This window comes from Nocardioides fonticola (assembly GCF_039536805.1).
GTDB lineage: Bacteria > Actinomycetota > Actinomycetes > Propionibacteriales > Nocardioidaceae > Nocardioides > Nocardioides fonticola.
Genome location: NZ_BAAAZH010000003.1, coordinates 131,580 through 156,553 on the forward strand (window position 1 = coordinate 131,580; position 24,974 = coordinate 156,553).

Annotated in this window: 26 protein-coding genes; 17 read left to right on the plus strand and 9 right to left on the minus strand. The window is 72.5% G+C overall.

Annotated features, from left to right (window positions below; translation table 11 throughout):
- Positions 1-25 precede the first annotated feature (25 nt).
- Positions 26-1,135: an SGNH/GDSL hydrolase family protein gene (locus ABD671_RS02620; RefSeq protein ID WP_344731652.1), complete on the minus strand. Its 1,110-nt coding sequence runs from the start codon at positions 1,133-1,135 to the stop codon at positions 26-28.
- Between the two features lie 73 nt (positions 1,136-1,208).
- On the opposite strand from ABD671_RS02620, the gene ABD671_RS02625 reads away from it, so the two are divergent.
- The 3 genes from ABD671_RS02625 to ABD671_RS02635 all read left to right on the plus strand — a co-directional run bounded on the left by ABD671_RS02625 (position 1,209) and on the right by ABD671_RS02635 (position 4,467).
- A complete protein-coding gene (locus ABD671_RS02625; RefSeq protein ID WP_344731653.1) occupies positions 1,209-2,615 on the plus strand; it encodes a cystathionine beta-synthase in 1,407 nt (468 codons plus the stop codon).
- Between the two features lie 188 nt (positions 2,616-2,803).
- Positions 2,804-3,283, plus strand: coding sequence for a Zn-ribbon domain-containing OB-fold protein (locus tag ABD671_RS02630; RefSeq protein WP_344731654.1), 480 nt, complete (start codon positions 2,804-2,806; stop codon positions 3,281-3,283).
- Positions 3,280-4,467, plus strand: a complete 1,188-nt coding sequence (locus tag ABD671_RS02635; RefSeq protein WP_344731655.1) for a lipid-transfer protein — start codon at positions 3,280-3,282, stop codon at positions 4,465-4,467. Before ABD671_RS02630 ends, ABD671_RS02635 begins: the two co-directional genes overlap by 4 nt.
- A gap of 86 nt (positions 4,468-4,553) precedes the next feature.
- On the opposite strand, the gene ABD671_RS02640 is transcribed toward ABD671_RS02635, so the two are convergent.
- Positions 4,554-5,417: an adenylate/guanylate cyclase domain-containing protein gene (locus ABD671_RS02640; protein WP_344731656.1), complete on the minus strand. Its 864-nt coding sequence runs from the start codon at positions 5,415-5,417 to the stop codon at positions 4,554-4,556.
- Positions 5,418-5,525: 108 nt separating this feature from the next.
- Here ABD671_RS02640 and ABD671_RS02645 point away from each other — a divergent pair, with 108 nt between their 5' ends.
- From ABD671_RS02645 to ABD671_RS02670, 6 genes are all read left to right on the plus strand, one after another.
- Entirely contained in the window at positions 5,526-6,515 is a 990-nt protein-coding gene (locus tag ABD671_RS02645) for a universal stress protein (RefSeq protein ID WP_344731657.1), read from the plus strand.
- 69 nt (positions 6,516-6,584) lie between these two features.
- Positions 6,585-8,003 (plus strand): magnesium chelatase ATPase subunit I, encoded by a 1,419-nt coding sequence (locus ABD671_RS02650; RefSeq protein WP_344731658.1) that lies wholly within the window; start codon positions 6,585-6,587, stop codon positions 8,001-8,003.
- A 4-nt stretch (positions 8,004-8,007) separates the two neighbouring features.
- Positions 8,008-8,469 (plus strand): GNAT family N-acetyltransferase, encoded by a 462-nt coding sequence (locus ABD671_RS02655; protein WP_344731659.1) that lies wholly within the window; start codon positions 8,008-8,010, stop codon positions 8,467-8,469.
- Complete coding sequence (locus tag ABD671_RS02660; protein WP_344731660.1) at positions 8,469-10,532, plus strand: VWA domain-containing protein; 2,064 nt, start codon at positions 8,469-8,471, stop codon at positions 10,530-10,532. Before ABD671_RS02655 ends, ABD671_RS02660 begins: the two co-directional genes overlap by 1 nt.
- Positions 10,533-10,741: 209 nt before the next feature.
- Complete coding sequence (locus ABD671_RS02665) at positions 10,742-11,050, plus strand: hypothetical protein (RefSeq protein ID WP_344731661.1); 309 nt, start codon at positions 10,742-10,744, stop codon at positions 11,048-11,050.
- Positions 11,047-12,354, plus strand: coding sequence for a WD40 repeat domain-containing protein (locus ABD671_RS02670; RefSeq protein WP_344731662.1), 1,308 nt, complete (start codon positions 11,047-11,049; stop codon positions 12,352-12,354). Before ABD671_RS02665 ends, ABD671_RS02670 begins: the two co-directional genes overlap by 4 nt.
- Here the strand turns inward: ABD671_RS02670 and ABD671_RS02675 are convergent.
- Positions 12,333-13,211 (minus strand): cobalamin-binding protein, encoded by an 879-nt coding sequence (locus tag ABD671_RS02675; protein ID WP_344731663.1) that lies wholly within the window; start codon positions 13,209-13,211, stop codon positions 12,333-12,335. The two genes, ABD671_RS02670 and ABD671_RS02675, sit on opposite strands and share 22 nt — an antisense overlap.
- A gap of 37 nt (positions 13,212-13,248) precedes the next feature.
- Between ABD671_RS02675 and ABD671_RS02680 the strand changes: the two genes are divergently transcribed.
- From ABD671_RS02680 to ABD671_RS02705, 6 genes are all read left to right on the plus strand, one after another.
- Positions 13,249-14,028, plus strand: a complete 780-nt coding sequence (locus tag ABD671_RS02680) for a sulfite exporter TauE/SafE family protein (protein ID WP_344731664.1) — start codon at positions 13,249-13,251, stop codon at positions 14,026-14,028.
- The gene (locus tag ABD671_RS02685; protein WP_344731665.1) at positions 14,025-14,651 is read left to right on the plus strand and encodes a YigZ family protein; all 627 of its coding nucleotides are present in this window, start codon (positions 14,025-14,027) and stop codon (positions 14,649-14,651) included. The genes ABD671_RS02680 and ABD671_RS02685 overlap by 4 nt, the downstream gene beginning before the upstream one ends.
- A 55-nt stretch (positions 14,652-14,706) precedes the next feature.
- A complete protein-coding gene (locus tag ABD671_RS02690) occupies positions 14,707-15,459 on the plus strand; it encodes a VOC family protein (protein ID WP_344731666.1) in 753 nt (250 codons plus the stop codon).
- Entirely contained in the window at positions 15,456-15,968 is a 513-nt protein-coding gene (locus ABD671_RS02695; RefSeq protein ID WP_344731667.1) for a DinB family protein, read from the plus strand. Before ABD671_RS02690 ends, ABD671_RS02695 begins: the two co-directional genes overlap by 4 nt.
- On the plus strand, positions 15,965-16,456 hold the full coding sequence (locus ABD671_RS02700) for a GNAT family N-acetyltransferase (RefSeq protein ID WP_344731668.1): 492 nt from the start codon (positions 15,965-15,967) through the stop codon (positions 16,454-16,456). Before ABD671_RS02695 ends, ABD671_RS02700 begins: the two co-directional genes overlap by 4 nt.
- Positions 16,457-16,593: 137 nt before the next feature.
- Positions 16,594-16,854: a hypothetical protein gene (locus ABD671_RS02705; protein ID WP_344731669.1), complete on the plus strand. Its 261-nt coding sequence runs from the start codon at positions 16,594-16,596 to the stop codon at positions 16,852-16,854.
- Positions 16,855-16,863: 9 nt separating this feature from the next.
- On the opposite strand, the gene ABD671_RS02710 is transcribed toward ABD671_RS02705, so the two are convergent.
- The 5 genes from ABD671_RS02710 to ABD671_RS02730 all read right to left on the minus strand — a co-directional run bounded on the left by ABD671_RS02710 (position 16,864) and on the right by ABD671_RS02730 (position 22,070).
- Positions 16,864-18,201 carry an ABC1 kinase family protein gene (locus ABD671_RS02710; RefSeq protein WP_344731671.1) on the minus strand — a complete coding sequence of 446 codons (1,338 nt, stop codon included), beginning with the start codon at positions 18,199-18,201 and terminating at the stop codon, positions 16,864-16,866.
- Between the two features lie 86 nt (positions 18,202-18,287).
- Positions 18,288-18,890 (minus strand): hypothetical protein, encoded by a 603-nt coding sequence (locus ABD671_RS02715; RefSeq protein ID WP_344731672.1) that lies wholly within the window; start codon positions 18,888-18,890, stop codon positions 18,288-18,290.
- Between the two features lie 83 nt (positions 18,891-18,973).
- A complete protein-coding gene (locus ABD671_RS02720) occupies positions 18,974-20,047 on the minus strand; it encodes an ABC transporter permease (RefSeq protein WP_344731673.1) in 1,074 nt (357 codons plus the stop codon).
- Positions 20,044-20,955, minus strand: coding sequence for an ABC transporter ATP-binding protein (locus tag ABD671_RS02725; protein WP_344731674.1), 912 nt, complete (start codon positions 20,953-20,955; stop codon positions 20,044-20,046). Before ABD671_RS02725 ends, ABD671_RS02720 begins: the two co-directional genes overlap by 4 nt.
- 29 nt (positions 20,956-20,984) lie before the next feature.
- Positions 20,985-22,070: an RDD family protein gene (locus ABD671_RS02730; RefSeq protein WP_344731675.1), complete on the minus strand. Its 1,086-nt coding sequence runs from the start codon at positions 22,068-22,070 to the stop codon at positions 20,985-20,987.
- A gap of 34 nt (positions 22,071-22,104) precedes the next feature.
- Between ABD671_RS02730 and ABD671_RS02735 the strand changes: the two genes are divergently transcribed.
- Positions 22,105-23,460 (plus strand): lipase family protein, encoded by a 1,356-nt coding sequence (locus tag ABD671_RS02735; RefSeq protein ID WP_344731676.1) that lies wholly within the window; start codon positions 22,105-22,107, stop codon positions 23,458-23,460.
- A 3-nt stretch (positions 23,461-23,463) separates the two neighbouring features.
- Here ABD671_RS02735 and ABD671_RS02740 read toward each other — a convergent pair whose 3' ends face one another.
- Positions 23,464-23,829 (minus strand): DUF1330 domain-containing protein, encoded by a 366-nt coding sequence (locus tag ABD671_RS02740; protein WP_344731677.1) that lies wholly within the window; start codon positions 23,827-23,829, stop codon positions 23,464-23,466.
- Between the two features lie 110 nt (positions 23,830-23,939).
- Between ABD671_RS02740 and ABD671_RS02745 the strand changes: the two genes are divergently transcribed.
- Entirely contained in the window at positions 23,940-24,665 is a 726-nt protein-coding gene (locus tag ABD671_RS02745) for a hypothetical protein (RefSeq protein WP_344731678.1), read from the plus strand.
- The last annotated feature ends 309 nt before the right edge of the window (positions 24,666-24,974 follow it).

Below are 24,974 nucleotides of genomic sequence, written 5' to 3' on the forward strand. Positions count from 1 at the left end.
TGGGGCGGCGCCGGTGCGGCCGGGGTCAGGGCACCGGGATCGCGAGTGGGGCGGCGTCGCCGTCCGCGTCGCCGATGCCCTCCGGTGTCGGGGGGACGACGGGGGTGGGCTCGGCCGAACTCTCGGTGCCGTGCTCGGCGTCCTCGGGCGTCTGCGCCTCGCCGGAGCTGCGACGACGACGGTGCCGCAGCTCGACCCACAGCCCGCGGACGCCGAGGCGGGTGCCGCCGACCTGGGTGCCGTCGAGCTCGGTGCCCGGGTGGGCGACGGCCTCGAGCGCGGCCTCGGTGACGGGCAGCACCCGTTCGCCGCGCAGGCTCTGGAGCTCCTTCTCGTCGTCCTCGGTCAGCCCGACCGCGGCCAGCGTGCTGGGCAGCAGCACCGAGGCCAGGCGTCGGTAGCCCTCGGCCGAGGGATGGAACTGGTCGGGGCCGAAGAGCAGGGCCGGGGTGGCGGCGAACTCAGGCCCGAGGATCGAGCCGAGGGAGACGGTGCGACCGCCCTCCTCGAGCACCGCGATGGTCTGCCCCGCGGCCAGGCGGCGCGACCAGGCGCGCGCGACCTGCTTCAGCGGCGGAGCGATCGGCTTGATGGTGCCCAGGTCGGGGCAGGTGCCCACGACTACCGCGACGCCGGCCTCGCGCAGCCGCCGCACCGCCTCGGCGAGGTGGCGCACGGAGACGGCCGGCGGGACGACGTGGGTGACGTCGTTGGCGCCGATGAGGATCACCGCGACGTCGGGGGTGCTGGGCAGCACGCGGTCGATCTGCTCGGCGAGGTCGGAGGTGCGGGCGCCGACGACGGCGACGTCGCGCAGGTAGACCCGGCGGTCGGCGTACTCGGCGACGCCGCTGGCGAGCAGGGCGCCGGGCGTCTCCTCGACCCGGACGACTCCGTAGCCGGCCGCGCTGGAGTCGCCGAGCACCGCGACCTTGATGGCCGGGCCGGGGCGGCCGCGGCCGTACCAGCCGGTGGAGTCCGGGGGCGGAGCGGAGGCGATCGGGCCGATGGCGTTGCGGGCGAGCTTGGCCTCCAACGTCAGGACGCCGTACAGGCCGGCGCCGACGACGGAGAGCCCGCCGCCCCCGAACGCTGCGGCGGAGGCCAGACGGCGCGCGGCGGAGGCTCGGCTCATGCGGTCGAGTCTAGGGACGCGCCCCTGAGGGCGGCGGCGTCCTACGCCCAAGGGTGAGGCCTAGGGTGGGAGCGTGGAATACGTCGACTCCCTGCTGGACCTCATCGGCAACACCCCGCTGCTGAGGCTCTCGCGCACTCTGGACCTGCCTTCCGCCGAGGACACCGACCCGACCGGTCCGCTCGTCCTGGCGAAGGTCGAATACCTCAACCCCGGTGGCTCGGTGAAGGACCGCATCGCCACGCGCATGATCGAGGCCGCCGAGGCCTCCGGCGCGTTGCAGCCCGGCGGCACGATCGTCGAGCCCACCTCGGGCAACACCGGCGTCGGGCTGGCGATGGTCGCCCAGGCCAAGGGCTACAAGTGCGTCTTCGTCTGCCCCGACAAGGTCAGCGAGGACAAGCGCAACGTGCTGCGCGCCTACGGCGCCGAGGTCGTGGTGTGCCCGACCGCGGTCGCGCCCGAGCATCCCGACTCCTACTACAACGTCTCCGACCGGCTCGCCGCACAGCCGGGCGCCTGGAAGCCCGACCAGTACTCCAACCCCCACAACCCGCTGTCTCACTACGAGACCACCGGACCCGAGATCTGGCGCCAGACCGAGGGCCGCATCACCCACTTCGTCGCCGGTGTCGGCACCGGCGGCACCATCTCCGGCGTCGGCAAGTACCTCAAGGAGCAGAACCCGGCGGTGCGCATCATCGGCGCCGACCCGGCCGGCTCGGTCTACTCCGGCGGCACCGGCCGCCCCTACCTCGTCGAGGGCGTCGGCGAGGACTTCTGGCCCGACACCTACGACCGCACCCTCGCCGACCGCATCATCGAGGTCTCCGACGCCGACTCCTTCGCCTACACCCGCCGTCTGGCCCGCGAGGAGGCGCTGCTGGTCGGCGGTTCGGCCGGCATGGCCGCCTTCGCGGCCCGCCAGCTCGCCCACGAGCTCGCCGGCACCCCCGAGGGCCGCGACGCCGTCATCGTCGTCCTGCTGCCCGACTCCGGCCGCGGCTACCTGACCAAGCTGTTCAACGACGACTGGCTGGCGCAGTACGGCTTCCCGACCGGCGACGCCGACGGCGTGCAGACCGTCGGGGAGGTGCTGCGGGCGAAGACCGGGCCGTTGCCCGACCTCGTGCACACCCACCCCTCGGAGACCATCGCCGAGGCCGTGCAGATCCTGCAGGAGTACAGCGTCTCGCAGATGCCGGTCTTGCGCGCCGAGCCGCCGATCGTGGCCGCCGAGGTGGCCGGCTCGGTCTCCGAGCGGGCGCTGCTCGACGCGCTCTTCGCCGGCCGGGCGAAGCTCACCGACCCGGTCGAGGACCACATGTCGCCGCCGCTGCCCACCATCGGCTCGACCTCTCCGGCCACCGACGCCGTCACGCTGCTGGAGTCGGCCGACGCCGTCCTGGTGCACGAGGACGGCAAGCCGGTCGGCGTCCTGACGCGGCAGGATCTGTTGGCGTTCCTCGCGCGGGGCTGAGGGGCTGGGGGAGCCGAAAGTTTCGGCGGGGGACCGCCGAAGTTTCGGCGGGTACCCGCTGAATCTTTCGGTTCCCTGCCGAAGCTTCGAACGGGAACCGAAAGCTTTGGCGGGTACCCGCTGAAACTTTCGCGCCGCGACCCGGCACCTGCCCTAGGATCAGAACACGTTCTAGTTCTGGAGGCAGGATGACGGCGACCCCCGCCATCGACGGCTGGTTCACCACCGAGCCCGAGCCGGCGCTCACCGCCGACCGGTGCACCAGTTGCGGCACGGTGTTCTTCCCCCCGACGGCGGCCGCGGCCGGCTTCTGCCGCAACCCCGCGTGCGAGGGGGAGACCTTCGAGCAGACGGCGTTGGCGCGCCGGGGTCGCATCTGGTCCTACACCGACGCGCAGTACCGCCCGCCCGCGCCCTACATCCCGGCCACCGACCCCTACGAGCCGTTCGCGCTCGCCGCGGTCGAGCTGCCCGAGGGCCTCGTGGTGCTCGGGCAGGTCGCGGCCGGCTACGGCGTGGCCGACCTGCGGGTCGGCGCCGAGGCCGAGCTCGTCGTCGAGCCGCTCTACACCGAGCAGGGCGAGGACGGCGAGGTGCAGCGCACGATCTGGCGGTGGCGGCCGGTCGCCGTCCAGGCTGCCGCGGCAGGAGCGGGGGAGCAGGCATGAGCAACGACATCGTCGTCCTGGGTGCGGGCATGCACCCGTGGGGCAAGTGGGGACGCAACTTCGTCCAATACGGCGTCCACGCGGCCCGCGCCGCACTGAAGGACGCCGGCGTCCCGTGGACCGACGTCGACCTCGTCGTCGGCGGCGAGACGGTGCGCAACGGCTACGCCGGGTACGTCGCCGGATCGACCTTCGCCTCGGCGCTGGGCTGGAACGGGGCGCGCATCGCGACGTCCTACGCGGCGTGCGCCACCGGAGCCCAGGCCATCGACACCGCCCGGGCCCGCATCCTGGCGGGCATGAGCGAGGTGGCGCTGGTCGTCGGCGCCGACACCACGCCGAAGGGGTTCCTGGCCCCCAACGCCGGCGAGCGCTGGGACGACCCCGACTGGCTGCGCTTCCGCCTGCTCGGCATGACGAACCCGGCCTACTTCGCGCTCTACGCGCGCCGCCGCATGGACCTCTACGGCGCCACCGCCGAGGACTTCGCCCAGGTGAAGGTGAAGAACTCCCGGCACGGCCTGACCAACCCCTACGCGCGCTACCGCAAGGAGGTCGCCGCGCAGGAGGTGCTCGACTCCGCGGTCGTCAGCGACCCGCTGCACCTGCTCGACATCTGCGCCACCTCCGACGGCGCCGCCGCGGTCGTGCTGTGCAGCACGGCGTACGCCGCCCGGCTCGGCGTCACCGACCCGGTGCGGGTGAAGGCGGTGGCCACCGTGACACCGTCCTTCCCGAACACCGTCATCGACATGCCGCTGCTCTCCACCGACGCCAGCGGCGGCATCGACCCTGAGCACACCTTCAAGGAGTCGATCGGCATCGCCGCCTACGAGGAGGCCGGCATCGACCCCTCCGACGTCGACGTCGCCGAGGTCTACGACCTGTCCACCGCGCTCGAGCTGGACTGGATGGAGGACCTCCAGCTGTGCAAGCGCGGCGAGGCCGAGGCCCTGCTGCGCGCGGGCGACACCACCCTCGGCGGCCGCATCCCGGTCAACCCGTCGGGCGGGTTGGCCTGCTTCGGCGAGGCCGTGCCTGCGCAGGCGATCGCGCAGGTCTGCGAGCTCACCTGGCAGCTGCGTGGCCAGGCCGAGGGACGCCAGGTCGAGGGCGCCCGGGTCGGCATCACCGCCAACCAGGGGCTCTTCGGGCACGGGTCGAGTGTGATCCTGGCGCGGTGACGGGGTGTCACCGGACGTCTGAGTCACCGGGCGCCCGGTGACTCCTGCCATTGGTCAGGCAAGACTTGCGTCGCAACCCGACAGACTCAGCTGACCAATCCTGGGGGTTCGGCGGGTCTGCCGGAGCGCGCGTCCCAGAGCAACCGCCAGACCAGGTGCTCACCGGCGAGTCCCTTGAGCGGGACGGCGCCGACCGCCTCGAGCATCACCTTCGGGCGGCCGATCACGGCCTGCGCCACCGCGTCGGAGATCAGCACCTCCCCGCCGTCCGCGAGCGCCGCGACCCGGGCGGCCAGCGCGACGTTGGTGCCGAAGTAGTCGCCGTCGCGGGAGATCACCCGGCCGGTGTGGATGCCGATGCGCACCCGCACGGGGGTCAGCCGCAGCCGCGGATCGAGGGTGCGGGCGAGGGTGCGCTGGATCGAGCGGGCCGCACGCACGGCCGACACCGGGTCGCGGAAGGCCACCATGAAGGAGTCGCCGGCCGTCTTCACGACCTGCCCGTGCCGCTTCTCCACCGCCGAGCGGACGACGGCGTCGTGCGCCTCCAGCACCTTCACCCATGCTCGGTCGCCGAGCCGGTGGTTGAGCGCGGTGGAGTCCTCGATGTCGGAGAAGAACAGGGTGACCGTGCCGTCCGGGGCGGCCACCTCGAGGATGTCGGGGCGCTTCTCCAACGCCCACGCGGTCAGGTCGTCCAGCGACATCGCCAGCAGCCCGGTGACGCCGTGGCGCCGCACCAGGGCGGCGGTGCCGACGACGGCCCGGACGGCGCGCTCGGCCGCGGTCGCCGGCGGCGGGGGACGCAGCGCGACGTCCAGATCGGCCTCCAGGCGCGCCACGAGCGCCCGTGAGGCCGCCAGCTCGGCGCGCACCCGCGACAGCGCGGTGGCCAGGGCGATGACGAGCGCGGTGAGGACGACGCACAGCACCGCCAGCAACGTCGTCACGGACCGAAGGCTACTGACCCCCGGCCCGGGGCTCCCGGGACGTCGGACCCTCCGGCTCCGGGTTCGCTGCCCCTGGGGGGCGGGTCGGGATCGGAGAACGCTGGAGCCATGGGCACCAGCGACACCACCTCCCCGCAGTCAGCGTCCGCCGATCACACCGGCCCTGACCACACCGGCCCTGATCACGCCGGCTCTGATCACACCGACTCCGCCGACATCGTCGGCGCCGTCGTCGTCGGCGTCGACGGATCCACCGAGTCGCGCCGCGCGGTCGAATGGGCCGCCGACCACGCCGCGCTCGAGCGCCGTCCGCTCGTGCTGCTGCACGCCGCGCCCGTGACGGGTCCGGTCAGCGGCCTGTGGCTCGACCAGGCCGGCATCGACCACGTGCAGCTGCGCGAGGCGATCCGGGTCGAGGCCCGCGCCCACCTGCTCGCCGCCGAGATCCGCGTGCAGGAGCGGCACCCCGACCTGCCGGTGCACACCCGGCTCGTGGACGGCGATCCGCGCTCGGTGCTGCACTCCGTCGGCGCGACCGCCGCGCTGCTGGTCGTCGGTTCACGTGGCCGCGGCCCGGTGGCGAGCCTGCTGCTCGGCTCGGTGAGCGCCGCCGTCGCCCGGCATGCGCCGTGCCCGGTGGTCGTCGTCCGGGACGCCGTCGTTGCCCGCCCCGGCGGTGTGGTGGTCGGCGTGGATGCGACGCCCGCCTCGCGGGCCGCGGTGGAGTTCGCCTTCCGCGAGGCCTCGCTGACCGGACGCCGTCTGATCGCCGTCCACTGCCTCTTCGACATCGAGCACGCCGAGATGGGCCACGCCTTCTTCGAGCCGCGGGTCGGCGACATCGAGGAGGCCCGCCTGCTCGTCAGCGAGACCATGGCCGGCATCGTCGAGAAGTTCCCCGACGTCGAGGTGGAGTGCCGCTACGCCCGCGGCCCGGCCGACGAGATGCTCGTGCGGGCCGCGGCCGGCATGGACCTCGTCGTCGTCGGCGCGGAACGCCGCGGACCCATCGGCACCGCCCTGTTCGGCTCGGTGGCCGGCTCGGTGCTCGAGCACGCGCACGGCAGCGTGGCCGTCGTCCCGCTCGGACGCCGCTGACCCGTCCCGCCCGCGCGTGGTCGCACGCGACCCCGGGCCCGGCGTGGACCCGGGCGCTAGCGTGATGGGGTGAGCACCGCGACGTCCTCCTCCCCGTCCTCCACCTCCGCCCCGGCCATCACCACGGTCGGCGAGCTGCGGGCCGCCGGCTACGAGCACAAGCCGCTGCGCGTCGAGATCCGCGACAACCTCCTCGCCGCCCTGCGCGAGGGCCGCGACCCGTGGCCGGGCCTGCACGGTCTGGAGAACACCGTCATCCCGCAGCTCGAGCGCGCCCTGCTCGCCGGCCACGACGTCGTCCTGCTGGGCGAGCGCGGTCAGGGCAAGACCCGCCTGCTGCGCACGATGATCGGCCTGCTCGACGAGTGGACGCCGGTCATCGACGGCTCCGAGCTCGGCGAGCACCCCTTCGACCCCATCACCGTCGAGAGCCGTCGCCGGGCCGCCGAGCTCGGCGATGAGCTGCCGGTCGCCTGGCGCCACCGCGACGAGCGCTACTCCGAGAAGCTCGCCACCCCCGACACCTCGGTGGCCGATCTCATCGGCGACGTCGACCCGATGAAGGTGGCCGAGGGACGCAGCCTCGGCGACCCCGAGACCATCCACTTCGGGCTCATCCCGCGCAGCCACCGCGGCATCGTGGCCATCAACGAGCTGCCCGACCTCGCCGAGCGCATCCAGGTGGCGATGCTCAACGTGATGGAGGAGCGCGACATCCAGATCCGCGGCTACGTGCTGCGGCTGCCCCTCGACGTCCTGGTGGTGGCCAGCGCCAACCCCGAGGACTACACCAACCGCGGCCGCATCATCACCCCGCTCAAGGACCGCTTCGGCGCCGAGATCCGCACCCACTACCCGGTCGAGCTGGACGCCGAGGTCGCGGTCATCCGCCAGGAGGCCGAGCTGGTCGCCGAGGTGCCCGACGCGATCATCGAGATCCTGGCCCGCTTCACCCGCAACCTGCGCGAGTCCTCCGCCGTCGACCAGCGCTCGGGCGTCAGCGCCCGCTTCGCGATCGCGGGCGCGGAGACCATCGCGGCAGCGGCCCTGCACCGCGCGACCGTGCAGGGCGAGGACGCCGCCGTGGCCCGCGTCGTCGACCTCGAGACCGCCGTCGACGTGCTCGGCGGCAAGATCGAGTTCGAGTCGGGCGAGGAGGGTCGCGAGACCGAGATCCTCACCCATCTGCTGCGCACCGCGACCGCGGAGACGGTGCGCGCGCACTTCCGCGGCATCGACTTCGCGCTGCTGGTGGAGGCGATCGAGAACGGCCAGATGGTCACGACGGGTGAGCAGGTCACCGCCCGCGACTTCCTGGCCGGCCTGCCGCGGCTGGGCGAATCCGACCTCTACGACCAGATCTGCGACCGGTTCGCGGCGAAGAGCGACGGCGAGTCGGCCGCTGCGATCGAGCTGGCGCTGGAGGGCCTCTACCTGGCCCGCAAGATCGGCAAGGACTCCGACGGCGCGGAGACCGTCTATGGCTGATCGGGTGCTGATCAGGCGTGGCAGCCCCGACGACGCCCCCGCACTGCGCGTGCTGGCCGAGGCCGTCGTCCCGGCGACCTACGATCCGATCGACCCGGATTTCGCCGTCCACACCCTCGAGACCTGGTGGGACGTCGACCGCATGCGCGTCTCACTGGCGCAGCTGTGGCACGGCGTGGCCGAGCTGGACGACCGGATCGTCGGTGTGGCCAACCTCGGCCGGTCGGACGACCGGTGGGTGATGTGGAAGCTCTACGTGCACCCCGATGCCCAGGGCCGCAGCATCGGACGCCGTCTGCTCGAGGCCGCCCTCGAGCAGGTGCCGGCCGGTGAGGCGCTGTGGCTCGAGCACGTCGACGGCAACGACCGCGCCCACGCCTTCTACAAGGCGCTCGGCTTCGAGACGAGCCACCGCGAGCCGCAGGAGCGGTTTCCCGACCTGATCTGGATGAAGAGGGACCACTGATGGCGAACCGGCATACGTCCAAGCAGACCCGCTCGCGCTATGCCCGCTACTCCGGCGGCGACCCGCTCGCCCCGCCGGTCGACCTCGCCGAGGCCCTGGAGGCCATCGGCGAGGACGTCATGGCCGGGTATAGCCCCGAGCGGGCGATGCGGGAGTTCCTGCGCCGCGGCGGGCGCGACCAGCGCGGCCTCGACGACCTCGCCCGGCAGATCGCGGAGAAGCGCCGCGAACTGCTCCAGAAGCACAACCTCGACGGCACCCTCCAGGAGGTGCGCGAGCTGCTGGAGAAGGCGGTGCTCGAGGAGCGCAAGCAGTTGGCCCGCGACGCGATGATGGACGACGCCGACCGCGCCTTCCGCGAGATGCGGCTGGAGAACCTGCCGTCCTCGCCGGCGGCGGCGGTCAGCGAGCTGTCGTCCTACGACTGGCAGAGCCGCGAGGCCCGCGAGGCCTACGAGCAGATCAAGGACCTCCTCGGCCGCGAGATGCTCGACCAGCGGTTCCAGGGCATGAAGCAGGCGCTGGAGAACGCCACCGATGAGGATCGCGCCGCGATCAACGAGATGCTCTCTGACCTCAATGAGCTCTTGGAGAAGCACCGCCGCGGCGAGGACACGCCCGAGGACTTCGAGCAGTTCATGGACAAGCACGGCGGGTTCTTCCCCGAGAACCCCCGCAACGTCGACGAGCTCATCGACGCCCTCGCCCAGCGGTCGGCCGCTGCCCAGCGGATGATGAACTCGATGACCGCCGAGCAGCGGGCCGAGCTCATGGCGCTCTCCCAGCAGGCGTTCGGCTCCCCGCAGCTGATGGAGTCGCTGGCCCAGCTCGACGCCAATCTCCAGTCGCTGCGGCCCGGTGAGGACTGGACCGGCTCCCAGCGCTTCGACGGCGAGGAGGGCCTCGGTCTCGGCGACGGCACCGGCGTCCTGCAGGACCTCGCCGAGCTCGACCAGCTCTCCGAGCAGCTCTCGCAGAGCTACGGCGGGGCGCGCATGGACGACCTCGACCTCGACAAGCTCGCCCGGCAGCTCGGCGAGGACGCCGCCGTCGACGCCCGCACGCTCCAGGAGCTGGAGAAGGCGCTGCGCGAGAGCGGCACCCTCAAGCGCGGCACCGACGGGCAGCTGCGGCTCACGCCGAAGGCGATGCGCCAGCTCGGCAAGGCGCTGCTGCGCGACGTCGCCGAGCGCATGTCGGGCCGCCAGGGCAACCGCGACATGAACAAGGCCGGCGCGGCCGGCGAGCGCTCGGGCGCCACCCGACCGTGGGCGTTCGGCGACACCGAGCCGTGGGACGTCACCCGCACCGTCACGAACGCGGTGCTGCGGACGGCGTCCGAGGGGCGCTCGACCACCGGCGGCGTCCGCCTGACGATCGACGACGTCGAGGTGCAGGAGACCGAGGCGCGCACCCAGGCCGCGGTGGCGCTGCTGGTCGACACCTCGTTCTCGATGGCGATGGACGGGCGCTGGGTGCCGATGAAGCGCACGGCGCTGGCGCTGCACACGCTCATCCGCTCCCGCTTCCGCGGCGACCACCTCCAGCTCATCGGCTTCGGCCGGCACGCCGAGGTGATGGACATCGAGCAGCTCACCGCGCTGGATGCCCGCTGGGACAAGGGCACCAACCTGCATCACGGCCTGCTGCTGGCCAACCGGCACTTCCGCAAGCACCCCAACGCTCAGCCGGTGCTGCTGATCGTCACCGACGGCGAGCCGACCTCGCACCTGGAGTCCAGCGGCGAGGTGTACTTCAGCTACCCGCCGCACCCGCTGACCATCGCCTACGCCGTGCGCGAGCTCGACAACGCGATGCGCCTGGGCGCCCAGACCACGTTCTTCCGGCTGGGTGAGGACCCGGGTCTCGCCCGGTTCATCGACTCCATGGCCCGTCGCGTCGACGGCCGCGTGGTCGCCCCCGAGCTCGACGACCTCGGTGCCGCCGTCGTCGGCTCCTACCTCGGCTCGCGCGGCCCCGGCGGGGGTGGCGGTTACGGCGGCGGGGGCTTCGGCGGGTTCGGCGACCTGTTCGGTGGTGGGCGTGGTTTCTGGGTCGGCTGAGGTCGGCCCCGCGTTGCTGTAACGCGGAGTTAGGGCGACTTCCCACCCCTCCTGAGGGCCTCCCAGTTCCCGTAACCGCGCGTTACAGCAGGGCGGTGCGGTCCAGCCCGGTGCGCTCCCGACATGCGCATGTGACATCGGATCCTTAAGCTCCGAGGGCTCTGGATGTCGGATGTGAAGGATCTCGGATGCGTCGTCGCCTGGCCTGCGTGGCCGCTGCCCTGCTCTCGCTCGCGGTCGTGCCCGGCGTCGCCACCGGGCCTGCCGAAGGTCGGGAGATCGTCTCCGACCAGCCGCTCGCGGGCTACCAGGATGCCGTATGGGATGAGGCTGCAGGTCGGCTGTTCGTCGCGCAGGGGCCCGCTGGTGTCGTGGTCTACGACCGTGACGGACGACGCGTCGCGCTGATCGACAGCGCGGCCAACCGCCTCACGCTCTCGCCCGACGGTGCCACTGTCTGGGGGTACGCCAATGCGACCGCGACCTTGGTGCGCATCGACGCCGCCAGCCTCCGATGACGACGGTGCCGGTCACCGGCGTCGAATGTACGGGGGAGGAGGATTTCGGAGTTGCTCAAGTGCTCGTCCAATCCGTGATCTGGCTCCGTCAGGCATGTAGCGCCGGCACCCGGCTCTACAGGGTCATGGCCGACGGAACCGCCGCTGAAGTCGGGATGGCACAGACCGAGGAACCCGGATACGTGGACTTCTCCGATGCACTCTTCGACTGGGTCCCGGTGCCCGATCACGAGGGCACCTTCGCCTTTGTCGACACCCGGCGCTACCGCTTCGTCATCGGTCAGGTCCGCAACACGTCGAGCGTTCCGACACTGGTGGAGCTGACGAGTACAGATGTCGGCGCGAGCGACGGGCAGCGCTCGTGGGCGCTGGTGGCGACGCCCGATGGCGATCAGGCGATCTCTGCCGGCGGATACCGTTACGACCTGACGTCCGGAAGTCTGATCGGGTCCGTCGACGCCCGCCATGATGGCGGCGTGGTCGCGATAGCGCCGTCGGGAGGCAGGGCCTTCCTGGGCTACGGCGCCCTCCGGCTCTACCGACCGGCTGGCACGAAGCCATGGTTGACGATTCGGCATCGGCCGTTCACCGTGGCGGACCTCGCGATCAGTGACGACCGGATCTTCCAGATCCTCAAGGCAGGCGACGACCCGGTCACGTATCGACTGCGGGTCATCGAGCCGAAGCTCGCCACCGACCTTACGGCCAAGGTCGGCCCGAAGCGGGTCGGATACCGCTCGCCGATCACCGTGTCGGTCGACCTCGGAGGGGTCGGCGCCGGCGCCCCGGTCCGGATCTTCGCCATGATGGACGGCCGCCAGGTCCAGGTCGGCGGCGCGACGACCGATGACGACGGTCATGCCGTCGTCGATGTGAGGCTGACGCGATCGACGGAGCTGACGGCGTCCTATGCCGGCGATGCGACCCACGATGCTGCTGTCACCAAGCCCGTGGAGGTCATGGTGGGGGCCAAGCTCACCGCCCGCTACCGCGGCGCACGTTCCACCGACGGGGCCTATGCGGTCTATCGATCGACCGACGACTACCACCTGGTGGTGCGGGCGACGCCGGACCACACCGGGGACTGCCTCACGCTCGTCACCGAGATCTTCGCGTCCGGTCGATGGACCGGAACCCAGTACTCGCGGTGCATCCGCCTGGGGCGAGGGAGCGCCATCGATCTGGTCGGGCGCGGCGAGCCGTCGCTCGCCGGTGAGCGCTTCCGCCAGAAGGTGATCCTCAAGCGCGATGCGGACAATGACACGACCCCATCGGAGTGGAACTACCTGCGCTTCATCGGCTGACCGGCGAGCACCTCGGCCAGCTCCTCCAACCCCTCCATCAACCGCGGCCCGGGCCGTGCCCAGTGGGCGTCGGCGTCGACGGCGTGGACGACGACGCCGGGCGGCAGCAGTCCGGCTGTCTGCAGGGCGTCGGCCTGGGCCTGGGCACCCGCTCGGTCGTAGCCGCAGGGGGCGACGACGATCAGGTCGGGGTCGGCTGCGTGCAGCTGCTCCCAGGTGATGCGCACCGACTTCTGCCCGGCCGTGCCGAGCACGCACTCGCCGCCGGCGAGCTCGACGATCTCGGGGATCCAGTGGCCCGGCGCGTACGGCGGGTCGGTCCACTCCAGCACGGCGACCCGCGGACGCCGTCCGCTTGCGGCCAGGCGCGCGGCCGTCGCCGAGCGGACGGCGTCGACCCGGCGCTCGAGGTCGGCGACGAGGGCGCGGGCGGCGGCGTCACGGCCGGTGGCGGCGCCGATCGCGAGGATCGAGCCCCACACCTCGGCGAGCGTATGCGGGTCGACGGTCAGCACCTCGGCGCGGCAGCCGAGGTGGGTCAGGGCGTCCTCGACGGTGGCGACGTCGAGCGCGCAGACGGCGCAGAGGTCCTGGGTGACGACGAGGTCGGCGTCCAGATCGGCCAGCGCGCCGGCGTCGAGCCGGTAGAGGTCCTCGCCGGCGGCGACGGCTGCGCTGACGAAGGCGTCGATGCCGGCCGGGTCGAGACCCTCGGGCAGCGCGGTCGAGGAGACGATGCGGCGCTCGCGCGCCTCGGCAGGGGTGTCGCACTCGAAGGTGACCCCGACGACGTCGTCCCCGGCGCCGAGGGCGAAGAGGATCTCGGTGGTGGAGGGGAGCAGGGAGACGATCCGCACGATCGCCAGCGTAGGCGGGCCCCTAGGGTGGCACCCGATGGACGACCCGAGTCTCACCGTGCTCGCCCTGCTGGCGCTCGCCGCGCTGACGGCGGGGTTCGTCGACTCGGTGGTCGGCGGCGGGGGGCTCATCCAGCTGCCGGCGCTGCTGCTGGCCCTGCCCGGCGCGAGCCCGGCGCAGCTGCTGGCCACCAACAAGCTCGGCTCGGTGTGCGGCACCAGCGTCAGCTCGCTCACCTACTTCCGGCGGGTGCGGCCCGATCCACGCGCGTTCGTGCCGCTGATGATCGCGGCCTTCGCCGGTTCGGCACTGGGTGCGCTGGTGGCCTCGCACATCCCCCGCTCGGCCTTCGACCCGGTGGTGCTGGTGGCGCTCGTGGTGGTCGGCGGCGTCGTCCTGTTCCGTCCGCAGCTGGGGGAGCGGACGGCGCTGCGCTTCGCCCCGGCACGCCACCGGACGGTCGCGGCCCTGCTCGGTGCGGTGATCGGGTTCTACGACGGCGCGCTCGGCCCCGGCACCGGCAGCTTCCTGGTGATCGGTCTGGTGGGCGTGCTCGGCTACGGCTTCCTCGAGGGCTCGGCCCAGGCCCGCCTGGCGAACTGGGCCACCAACCTCGCGGCGTTCCTGGTCTTCCTGCCACAGGGCGTCGTGCTGTGGCAGACCGGGCTGGTGCTCGGCGCGGCCAACCTCACCGGCTCCTACCTCGGCGCGCGGACGGCGGTGGCGCGCGGTTCCTCGTTCGTGCGCGCGTTCTTCGTCGTGGTCGTCGTCGGCTTCGTCGTGCGTATCGGCGGGGGACTGGTGGGGCTGTGGTGAGCTCCTACCTGGTGCCCGCCCGCGATGCCGAGGCCGAGATCGAGGTGAAGCGCTCGCGCTTCCTCGCCACCCTCGTGCGGGCCGCCGACGAGGGCGCCGCGCGGGCGCTCGTCGAGCAGAAGCGCCGCGAGCACTGGGATGCCCGCCACCACTGCTCGGCCTTCGTGCTCGGCCCGCCGCCGCACGCCGTCGAACGCTCCAGCGACGACGGCGAGCCGGCCGGCACCGCGGGGGCGCCGATGCTGGAGGTGCTGCGCGGGCACGACCTCTCCGACATCGCGGTGGTGGTCACCCGCTGGTTCGGAGGCACCCTGCTCGGTGCGGGCGGACTCGTGCGCGCCTACGGGGACGCCGTCCGCGCGGCCGTCGAGGCAGCCGGCACCCGGCGCCGCGAGCTGCTCGCGCACTGGGCCGTCGACCTCGACCACACCGAGGCGGGCCGCATCGAGAGCGAGCTCCGAAACCGGGATGCCGAGGTGCTCGACGTCGCCTACGGTGCCCGGGTGAGGTTGCTCTTCGGCTGCGCCCCCGACGACGGCGAGCGGTGGGCCGCCGTCCTGGCGGAGCTCACCGCTGGGCGCGCCGTCCCGGTCGTGGTCGGTGAGGGGTGGGTGGATCGGTGAGCGAGCGAGCGCATGGGTGCGTCGCCGGCGCCACCGCGTCAGCGGGGGCGACCCGGTGACGGAGGCTCGCAAACCCTTCTGGATCTCTGCGTTCCTCGACCAGGCGCCCGGGGAGGGCGAGGCGTCCGAGGCGTTCTGGGCCGCGGTCACCGGCACCTCCCTGTCGACCCGTCGCGGGGACGACGGCGAGTTCGCCACCCTCGTGCCGGCCGACGGCGACGACCACCTGCGGGTGCAGCGTCTGGCCGACGGGCCGCGCGGGGTGCATCTCGACCTGCACGTCGACGATGTGCGGGCAGGCGCCGACCGGCTGGCCGGGCTCGGTGCGGTGGAGGTGGCCGACCTCGGCCACATCATCATGCGCTCGCCGGGCGGCATGACCTTCTGCCTGGTCACCCATCCGTGCCGCGTGCGCACCTCGCCGGTCGTGTGGCCGGACGGGCATCGCAGTCTGGTCGACCAGGTCTGCCTCGACGTCCCCTCGGTGCTGTTGGACGCCGAGACCGCCTTCTGGTCGCGGGCTCTCGAGCTCGACGTGGTGGCCTCGGCGACGGCGTCGACGTTCCGTCCGCTGCGGCGTGATCCCGCTCTGCCGCTGCGGATCCTGCTGCAGGACATCGGGTCGGGCGACGTCGTCCGCGCCCACCTCGACCTCGCCACCGACGACCGTGCGGCTGAGGTCGCGCGGCACGGGTCGCTCGGCGCGCAGGTGGTCGCCGAGCACGCCCGCTGGACCGTACTGGCCGATCCGGTCGGCCGCGCATACTGCGTCACCGACCGCGATCCGTCGACAGGGCTGCTGCCGTGATCCCGCCGTCCGGTGACGAGATCACCCTGCTGCGGGCCTTCCTCGACGAGCAGCGGGCGACCGTGCGCCGCCAGTGCGCCGACCTGGACGCCGTCCACCTGGCCACGGCGCTGCCGCCGTCCTCGATCACGCTGGGTGGGCTCCTGAGCCACCTGGCGTTCGTGGAGGACCACTGGTTCTCCCACGTGCTGCTGGGGCGCCCTTACGCGCCGATGTGGGCGGAGATCGACTGGCGGGCCGACCCCGACCGCGACTGGGAGCTGGCGGCGGGCCGCGGGCCAGCCGAGTTGCTCGCGCTCCACGACGGAGCGATCGCGGCGTCGGAGGCGATCCTCGACGACGTGCTGGCCGCGACCGGCGGCGACCTGGACCGCCCGGCCGAGCGCTCCCGACACGGCCGCACTGTGAGTCTGCGCTGGATCCTGCTGCACCTCATCGAGGAGTACGCGCGGCACGCTGGTCATGCCGACCTCGTGCGCGAATCGATCGACGGAAGGACCGACCTGTGATCCGAGAGGCCACCCGCGACGACTGGCCCCGCATCTGGCCCTTCTTCTCCGCCATCGTGGCGGCGGGGGAGACCTACGCCTACCCCGAGGACATCACCTCCGAGCAGGCGGCCGCCCTGTGGCTGGAGGCGCCGCCCGCGCGCACCGTGGTGCTCGAGGAGGACGGCGTCGTGCTCGGCTCGGCCAAGATGGGACCCAACCGTCCCGGCCGCGGCGACCACGTCGGGACGGCGTCCTTCATGGTCTCCGACCAGGCGCGGGGTCGCGGCGTCGGACGACGGTTGGCCGAGCACGTGATCGCCTGGCACCGCGAGCAGGGCTACGCCGGGATCCAGTTCAACGCCGTCGTGGAGACCAACACGACCGCCGTGGCGCTGTGGCGCTCGTTGGGCTTCGAGATCATCGGCACGGTGCCCGGCGCCTACCGCTCGCGCGCGCATGGCCGGGTCGGGCTGCACGTGATGTACCTGGAGCTCGGCGAGGGGTGAGCTGAGCGCGGCAGCTCGTCACCGGCGTAAGTCTCGGCGGCCACCCGCCCGACCCCAGCGGCCCAGACCAGCGTGCCGCGGATCGTCGGCCGCACTAGCCTCGACGCAGCCGCCCAGCCGATCTCGAGGAGCCCGCCATGGCCGACACCCGCGCACCGCGCGCCACCGAGGTGCACGACGGCATCACGCTCCTGCTGGGACTCGTGGTGCTGATGCTGCTCTACCCGACGATGCTGCTGGCGGTCACGATGGGCTCCGCGGTCAGCGCGACGGCGGGCGCCGCCCTGCTGGTGGTCGCGCGCATCCCGATCGACCGGGTCTCGCGGGTGGTCAACCTGCTGGTCGCGCTCTGCGGTCTTGCTCTGCTGGCCGTGGGGCTGCGGGGCTTCTTCCTCTGACCTCAGGCCTCAGTCGGCGAATCCCGGCAGGTGCTCGGCGAGCATCGCGCGGAACGGCGCCTTGGTCTCCAGCTGGCTGAGCATGCCCAGGCCGCCGAGCCAGGTGCGGTGGATGAGCAGGTAGGACGGCGGCAGGTTCAGCTTGAGCGCGACGGTGTAGGCGGGGTCGCGGGGGTTGTTGATCTTGGCGAACGTGGCGCGCATCCACTCGCGGGAGAACTGGAACTCCTCGGTGCGCGCGGGCTCGACGAAGGGCGCCAGGTAGTCGAGCACGAGGTCGGCGTCGACGGTGGTGCGGTCCTTGATGAAGCCCTCGGCGCGCAGGGTGGCGACCAGGCCCTCGGCGTCCTGGTCGGCGGCCTTGCGCAGCAGCCGGCCCAGTGCCTGCGGCCACCCGCCGTCGAGCCGGGCGACGGCACCGTAGTCGAGCACCCCGAGGCGGCCCAGGCCGCCGTCGGGGCCGGGAATGATGCGGAAGTTGCCGGGGTGCGGGTCGGAGTGGAGCATCCCGGTGATCGCGGGGCCGGTGAAGAGGAAGCGGGCGAACAGCGCGCCGTAGTGGTCGCGTTCGGCCTCGGTGCCCTCGGCGATCACCTTGGCCAAGGAGGAGGTGCTCTCCAGCCACTCGGTGATCAGCACCTTCTCGCCGCCGTCGACCACGTGCGGCACCACGATGCCGGGGTCGCCCTCGTAGGCGGTGGCGAAGCCGCGCTGCGCGTCGGCCTCGAGGCGGTAGTCGAGCTCCTCGACGGCGCGGGTCTGCAGCTCCTCGATGAGCGGCTTGACGTCGATGCCCGGGATGAGCGGCGCGATGGTCTTGCCGAGCCGGCCGAGCTGCTTGAGATCGGCCTGCAGGGCGTCGGCCGCGCCGGGGTACTGCACCTTGACCGCGACCTCACGGCCGTCGTACCAGGTGCCCTTGTGCACCTGCCCGATGGACGCCGCGGCGGTCGGGCCGCCGTCGAGCCAGGTGAGCCGCTGCGCCCAGTCGGCGCCGAGTTCGGCGGCCAGCTGATCGCGGACGACGGCCGTGGGCATCGGCGGCGCGGAGTCCTGGAGCTTGGTGAGCTGCTCGCGGTACGGGGCGGCCATCTCCTCGGGCAGCGCCGCCTCGAGCACCGAGAGCGCCTGGCCGAACTTCATCGCCCCGCCCTTGAGCTCGCCCAGGGTGCGGAAGACCTGCTCGGCGGTGCGCTGCTGGATCTCCGACATCACGGCCTCGGCGGGCTTGCCGCCCAGCCGTTTGCCCAGACCGATCGCGTTGCGCCCGGCGAACGCCACGGGCAGCGCGGCGAGCTTGGCGGTGCGACGCGCGGCGTTGCGGGGCATCTCGGTCACAACCGCCATTGTGCCGGGGCCCGGCAAGCGGGCCCCGGCACGAACGGGATGAGATGGGACGGCGCTACGGCTGAGCGGGCGGCTCAGCCGGCAGCTCAGCCGGCGGCGTAGTCGCCGATCGCCCAGCCGCGCAGGATGCAGGTGGTGCCGTCGAGGCTGTCCTCCGCGGTGAGGTCGGCGGTGATGGTGACGCCGTCCGCGCTGCTGTAGCGCAGCTGGGCGACCTGGTCGCCGGGGTCGCCGAAGAACAGCTTCCGCTCGCCGGTGCCGGCGGTGAAGGTGTCGTAGAAGTTCGAGGTGTTCTGCGGGTTGCCGTCGGCGTCCTGGGCGATCCAGGTCAGCTCGGCGTCGTCGCTGACGGTGGTCGCGGTGAGGGTGATGATGTTGTCGGCGCCGCACTGCGCACGCAGGTTGAGGCCGTCGAAGTCGAGCACGGTGCTGCCGCCGGCCGGGTTGATCGGGGGCTTCTGGTAGCTGATCTTCACGATGGTGGCGCCGTTGAGGTTGCCGACCTGGAGGCTGTTCTCGTCGACCTCGACGCCGGTGACGGTGTTCTTCTTGAGGTCCTTGCCGAGCAGGGAGCGGTCCTTCACCTCCTTCGTCGTCACCACCATCGCGGCGTACGCGGTGCCGCTGGTGGCGACGAGCAGTGCCATGAGGGCGATCCAGAAGGCGGGGGTGCGTAGGGACTTCGACACGGGTGTTCCTCTCGGAGGGGTGGGAGTGGGCGAGCACACCCTCCCGGGCCGTGTTTGAGATTTCCTTGCGACGCAGGGCTCGATCAGGCGGTGTCCCACCGGAAGAGCCGGGCCGCGACCAGGGTGAGGACGACGGTGAACCCGAGCAGGATCAGCGCCGGGACGACGACCGCCGACGGCCCGTCTCCGCGCACCAGCACGTCGAGCATCCCCTCGTTGAGATGGCGCAGCGGCAGGCACTGTGAGACGACGTCGAGCCAGCGCGGAGCGCCGTCCAGGGGAAAGAAGGAGCCGCTGAGCATCGACATCGGCAGCACGAGGAAGTTCGCCATGTTGACCGCCCCCTCGGTGGTCTTGGCCACCGCACCCGAGAGCAGGCCCATCGCCATGAAGGACAGGGTGCCGACCAGCAGCAGCGGGACGCTGGACCACCAGGCGCCGTCCAGGCGCAGGCCGAAGAACGCCATCGCGACGCCGAGGAAGATCGCCATCTGCACCAACGAGATCACCAGCGTCACGAGCACCCGCGCCGCGACGACGGTGCGGGTGGAGACCGGGGCGAGTTGCAGGCGGCGCAGCAGCTTGGACTGTCGCCAGCCCTGCAGCGTGGCGGCGGCGCCGATCGCGGCACTGGTCGCCACGCCCCAGCCGAGCAGGCCCGGGGTGTAGTACTGGATGGAGGAGAGCGAGTCGTCCTCCACCGCGTCGACCTGGAGCTGGAAGCGGGACGGCGCTCCGCTGGCCGCCAGGTTCGCGGCATCCACGAAGGAGCGCAGCGTGCCCTGGGCGACCCCGGCGGTCACGGCGTCGACGTTGCTGTAGTGCAGCACGAGGGTGTCGCCGCGCATCTCCAGGGCGATGTCGGCCTTGCCTTCGCGCACCTGCTTCAGCGCGGCCGCGAGGTCGTCGGAGCGGGTGATCTCGAAGGACTGATCGAGCGACTCCCGCAGCTGCGGGCCCGCGTCGTCGATCGGCGGCACCGCGCCGACCTGGACGGCGTCCAGCTTGGGGGTGTCGCGGTCGCCCAACAGACCACCGAAGAGCACCAGGAACATCAGCGGGAAGACGATCGCGAAGAACACCGAGGTGCGGTCGCGGGAGAAGCCCCTCAGGATCGCCCGGGAGAGCGCCAGCAGCGGCGAGGTCGTGGTGCTCATGCGCGGTAGGCCCGACCGGTGCGGGCGAGGAAGACGTCCTCGAGAGTGCCGGTATGGACGCGGACGCCGTCGAGGCGGTCGACCGCGGCGAGGCGGGCCACCACGGTCGCGGGGTCGCGGGTGACGACGACGGTGGCGTCGTGCTCGTGCTCGATGGCGTCGACCCCCGGCCACTCGTGCGCCGGGAGATGGTCATGGGGCACGTCGCTGCCCGCCACGACGATCCGGGTGGGGGCGTCGAGCTCGCGCACCAGCGCGGCGGGGGTGTCGGCGACCAGTACGCGGCCGGCGTCCATGATCGCCACCCGCTGGCACAGCGTCTCCGCCTCCTCCATGGAGTGCGTCGTCAGCACCACGGTGCGGCCTTCGGTGTGGATGCCGCGCAGGAGGTCCCACAGGTTGCGCCGCGCCTGCGGATCGAGGGCGGAGGTGGGCTCGTCGAGGAACACCAGCTCGGGTTCGTGCACGAGGGCGCAGGCGATGGAGAGCCGCTGCGCCTGGCCGCCGGAGAGGTCCTCGACACGGCTGCCCGCCTTCTCGATGAGACCGACCCGCTCGAGCCAGTCGTCGACCCGCGCTGTCGGGACGCCGTACAGGGCGGCGAAGACCCCCAGTTGCTCGCGCGCGGTGAGCCGCTCGAAGAAGGACGACGCCTGGAGCTGCACCCCGATGCGCGGCAGCAGCCGCGGATTGCGTGGCCACACCGGTTCGCCGAGCACCCGGACGCTGCCGGCGTCGGGACGCCTCAGCCCCTCGACGGTCTCCAGCAGCGTGGTCTTCCCGGCCCCGTTCGGGCCCAGGATGCCCATGAACTCGCCCTCGCCGACGGTGAGGTCGACGCCGTCGACGGCGCGCACCTCTCCGTAGGCGACTGCGAGGCCCTCCACCTCGATCGCGTGTCCTCCCATGGACGCCACCCTTCCCTGGGAGGCCGGGTCTAGGCCAGCGGCTTTCGCCCGGCGTCGAGCCGCGCCTCGCTGCGGGCGATGAAGTCGGAGAGGGGTCCGGGCAGCTGCACCGAGCGCTCGCCCCAGTCGTAGACGACGCTGGTGCGGGCGATGAGGTCGTGCAGGGCGCGGTTGTCGCGTTGCACGATCGCGATCGCGAATCCGGCTCCGAGGGTCAGCACGCTGAAGGGCAGGGCGAGGGTACGCACGGCCGCCTGGCCGACGCCGAGGGTGCGGCCGGTGCGGTCGGTGACGCGCAGCCCCACCACGGTCTTGCCGAGGGTGCGCCCGGCGATCGCGAGACTGCCGAAGACGTAGAAGAAGCCCCACAGCACCAGCACCGTGGCGGCGAAGGGCGCCGCGTAGTCGCCGCTGAGCTGGCGGTTGAGCAGGGCCTGGGTCAGCTTGTCGAGTCCGGCGTAGCCGATGGTGTAACTGGTGATGACCGCCGTGATGTCGAGGGCCACGGCCGCGGCTCGGCTCAACGTGCCGGCGTAGTGGCCCGTGACGTTGCGGCGCGGACCGTCGGTCTCGACCGGGCCGTCGACCTCCAGCAGCGGCGGCCCGTTGCGTCGCGGCATCGGCGGACGACGCAGCACGCGCGTGAAGATCTGGTCGACACCGCGGTCGACCACCTTGTCGACGAGCACGTCGAGCCCGACCAGTTGGCGCCGGGCGACGTCGAGGGCCGATCCGGCGACCCGTCCGGTGCTCTCCGCGACGATGTCGGGCACGCCGGAGCGCCGCACGATCGCCTCGAGGTCGACACCCGCGAGGAACGCCTCGACGTCGACGCGCGCCAGCAGCCGGTCGACGTCGACCTGGTCGAGCAGCCGGTCGACGTCCACGCGGTCGAGCAGGCGGGTGGTGTCGACGCGGTCGAGCACGCGGTTCACGTCGATGCGGTCGAGCAGCCGGTCGACGTCGATGCGCTCGAGGACGGCGTCGAGGTCGACGTTGTCGAGCACCACGTCGTCCACGGCGTCGACGAGCCGGCCGGTGACCGAGCCCGCCATCCGTCCCAGCAGGCTGCGCCCGCCCGGCTGCCCGGCGGTCTCATCAGGTGCATCGCTCACGGCCCGAGCGTAGGAGAGGCGCAGAATGCGTTCCATGCGCGTGCCCTCCCCGATCCGTCCGTCCGGCCGCTCCCGACGCGGTGGCGTCGTCGGCGTCCTCGCGGCGCTGGCCGCGGTGGCGGCGCTGCTCGCCGTCCCGGCGGCGCCGGTGCAGGCACGGGCCGGTGGGCTCGACGACCCCTTCTACGACTACACGGGCTCGACGCCGCTGGCCGACCTCGCGCCCGGCACGGTGCTGAACACCCGCACGGTGCCCTACTCGATCCAGGGGCTCCCGCTGCCGATCACCGCGACGCAGCTGCTCTACCGCACCGAGGACGCGCTCGGCCGCCCGGTCGTCAACGCGACCACGGTCGTGAAGCCGCTGGTGCCGCTGGGCGAGCCGAAGGTGCTCTCCTACCAGTCGTTCTACGACTCGTTGAACCCCGCCGACCAGCCCTCGACCGTCATCGCCGGCGGGCAGGGACTCGGCGCCGGCAACGTGAACGTCGAGACCCTCATCTTCGCCCCGGCCCTGCTGGCCGGCTTCACGATCAACATCCCCGACACCCAGGGCCAGCAGGCCGACTTCGCCGCCGGACCCGAGTACGGCGTCACCACCATCGACTCGCTGCGCGCCATCTCGCGCAGCGACGCCACCGGCGTCGGCACCTCGGCGAAGATCGGGCTGCTCGGCTACTCCGGCGGTGCGATCGCCAGCGAGTGGGCGGCCGAGCTGGTCGCCGAGCGGGCACCGGCCATCGCCCGGCGCATCGTCGGGACGGCGATCGGCGGCGTCCTGGTGAAGCCCTCGACCAACCTGCACTACATCAGCGGCTCGCAGGTGTGGGCCGGGGTCGCGCCGATGGCGCTGGTCGGCATCGCGCGCGCCTACGACCTCGACCTGTCGCCGTACGTCAACGCACGCGGCCGGGCGATCATGAAGAAGCTGCAGAACGCCCCGATCTCGCAGGTGCTCGGCTTCTACCCCGGACTCACCTGGACCGACATCGCCAAGAAGCGGTACCCGACGCCGGAGTCGGTGCCGGTGTACGTGCGCATCGCCAACCAGCTGATCATGAGCACCGGCGGCACCCCGACGTCCCCGATGTTCATCGGCCAGGGCACCGGCGGGGAGCTCGAAGGCACCGCCGCGGGCGGCCCCGGCATCGGCAAGGGCGACGGCGTCATGGTCGCCGGCGATGTGCGCAGCCTCGCGCGGCGTTACTGCGACCGCGGCGTGACGCTCCAGTACCGGCAGTACCCGCTCTCGCACTTCACCACGGTGGCGCTCTGGCTGCCCGAGGCGTACGGCTGGCTGCTCCAGCGGTTCGCCGGCGTCGCGGCGCCGTCGAGCTGCGGGTCGATCGCCGCGGGCAACTCGCTGGCGCCGATCAGCGTGGAGCGCTGAGGCTCACGCCCACGCGGTCGTCGGCTGGAGCACGGCCTCGGCCAGCGCCTCGGTGCGCAGCGCCGAGATCTCGTGGTACTCGGGGTCGGCCACCATGCGGCTGAACGCGGCCCGCGAGGGGTAGCGCACCAGCAGGACGGCGTCCCACTGCTGGCCCTGCTCGGCCACCATCGCGGTGCCGCCGTCGCCCGCGTAGACGACCTCGGCGCCGTACCGCGGCAGGAAGGTCTCGACCATCGCCTCGGCGTAGCGCAGGTAGGTCTCGCGGCCGCCGGGGGCGAACCGCAGCAGGTTGAGCATCACGACCGGCCCGTCGTCGTCCTCGGAGAGGAAGCGCTTGAGGTCGGCACCGGTGGGATCGATCGCCATGGCGGCACCCTCCCACAGGCTTCCTACAGGCTTCTCGATTCGGGGCATCTGTCCCGTTCGGTGGCCCCACACTGGCGGCGTCCATGTTCACCCTGGGGAGGGAGACCCACATGAACAGCATCCTCACGCGCCTCGGCGTCACCGCCGCGGCCGCCTGCCTCGTGACGGCAGGAGCGACCGGGGCCGCCTCGGCCCACGGCGGCCACGGCGGGCCCGGTGGCCACGGCGGCGGCCACGGACCGGGCGGCGGCGCCGCCATCGGTTGCGGTATCAAGGGCGGCCATGCGGTCGTCGACGGTCGCGATGGCGGTCGCGGCGGCGGCAAGGGCGGCCACGGCGGCTCGACCGCCGACCTCGCCACCCAGCAGGCCCGCCTCACCGCGGCGATCACCGCGCTCGGCACCTGCCTCGACGACCTGACGGACGCCGACGCGCTGGCCGACCTCGGTGCCGACGACGCCGCTGCCATCACCGCGAACGCCACCGCCGACCACGCGGTGCTCGACGGCCTCGCCGCCACCGTCGCGGCCGCCACGACCACCGACGACCTCGCCATCGTGAAGTCGACTCTGGCCGGCTTCCGGGTCGGCACCTACAAGCTCGCGGTCAAGGCCGTGGAGAAGGCCGACGAGCTCACCGCCACCATCGCCGACCTCGTCACCGCCAACGCCGGGGACGCCGATGCGCTCGCCGACCTCGCCACCGCCCAGACCTCGGTCGACGAGGCGAAGGCCGACGCCCTGGCCCTCACGGCGTCCAGCACCCGCGACGACGTCCGCGCCGTCTTCGAGGCGTTCAAGGCCGCGCACGACCTGATCGAGCCGCTGGAGGGCTGAGCCCGGTCGCGTCTCGGGTGCGGGTCCTCGCGGCTCCGCCCGCACCTCAGCCACCGGGTGGGAGAACCTCCCGGTGGCTGAGGTGCCCGAGCCCCGGGGCGAGGGCCTCGAAGCCCGGTGAGACGGACGCCGTCCGGTACCGGAGGGCGTTCGGGTGCCGGGGCTTCGAGGCTCCGCCCACACCTCAGCCACCGAGCCCATCCGGTGGCTGAGGTGCCCGAGCCCCTGGGCGAGGGCCTCGAAGCCCGGCGAGACGGACGCCGACCGCCACCACAGCGGTCGGCAGCGCAACGGGGGCGCAATCTGGAC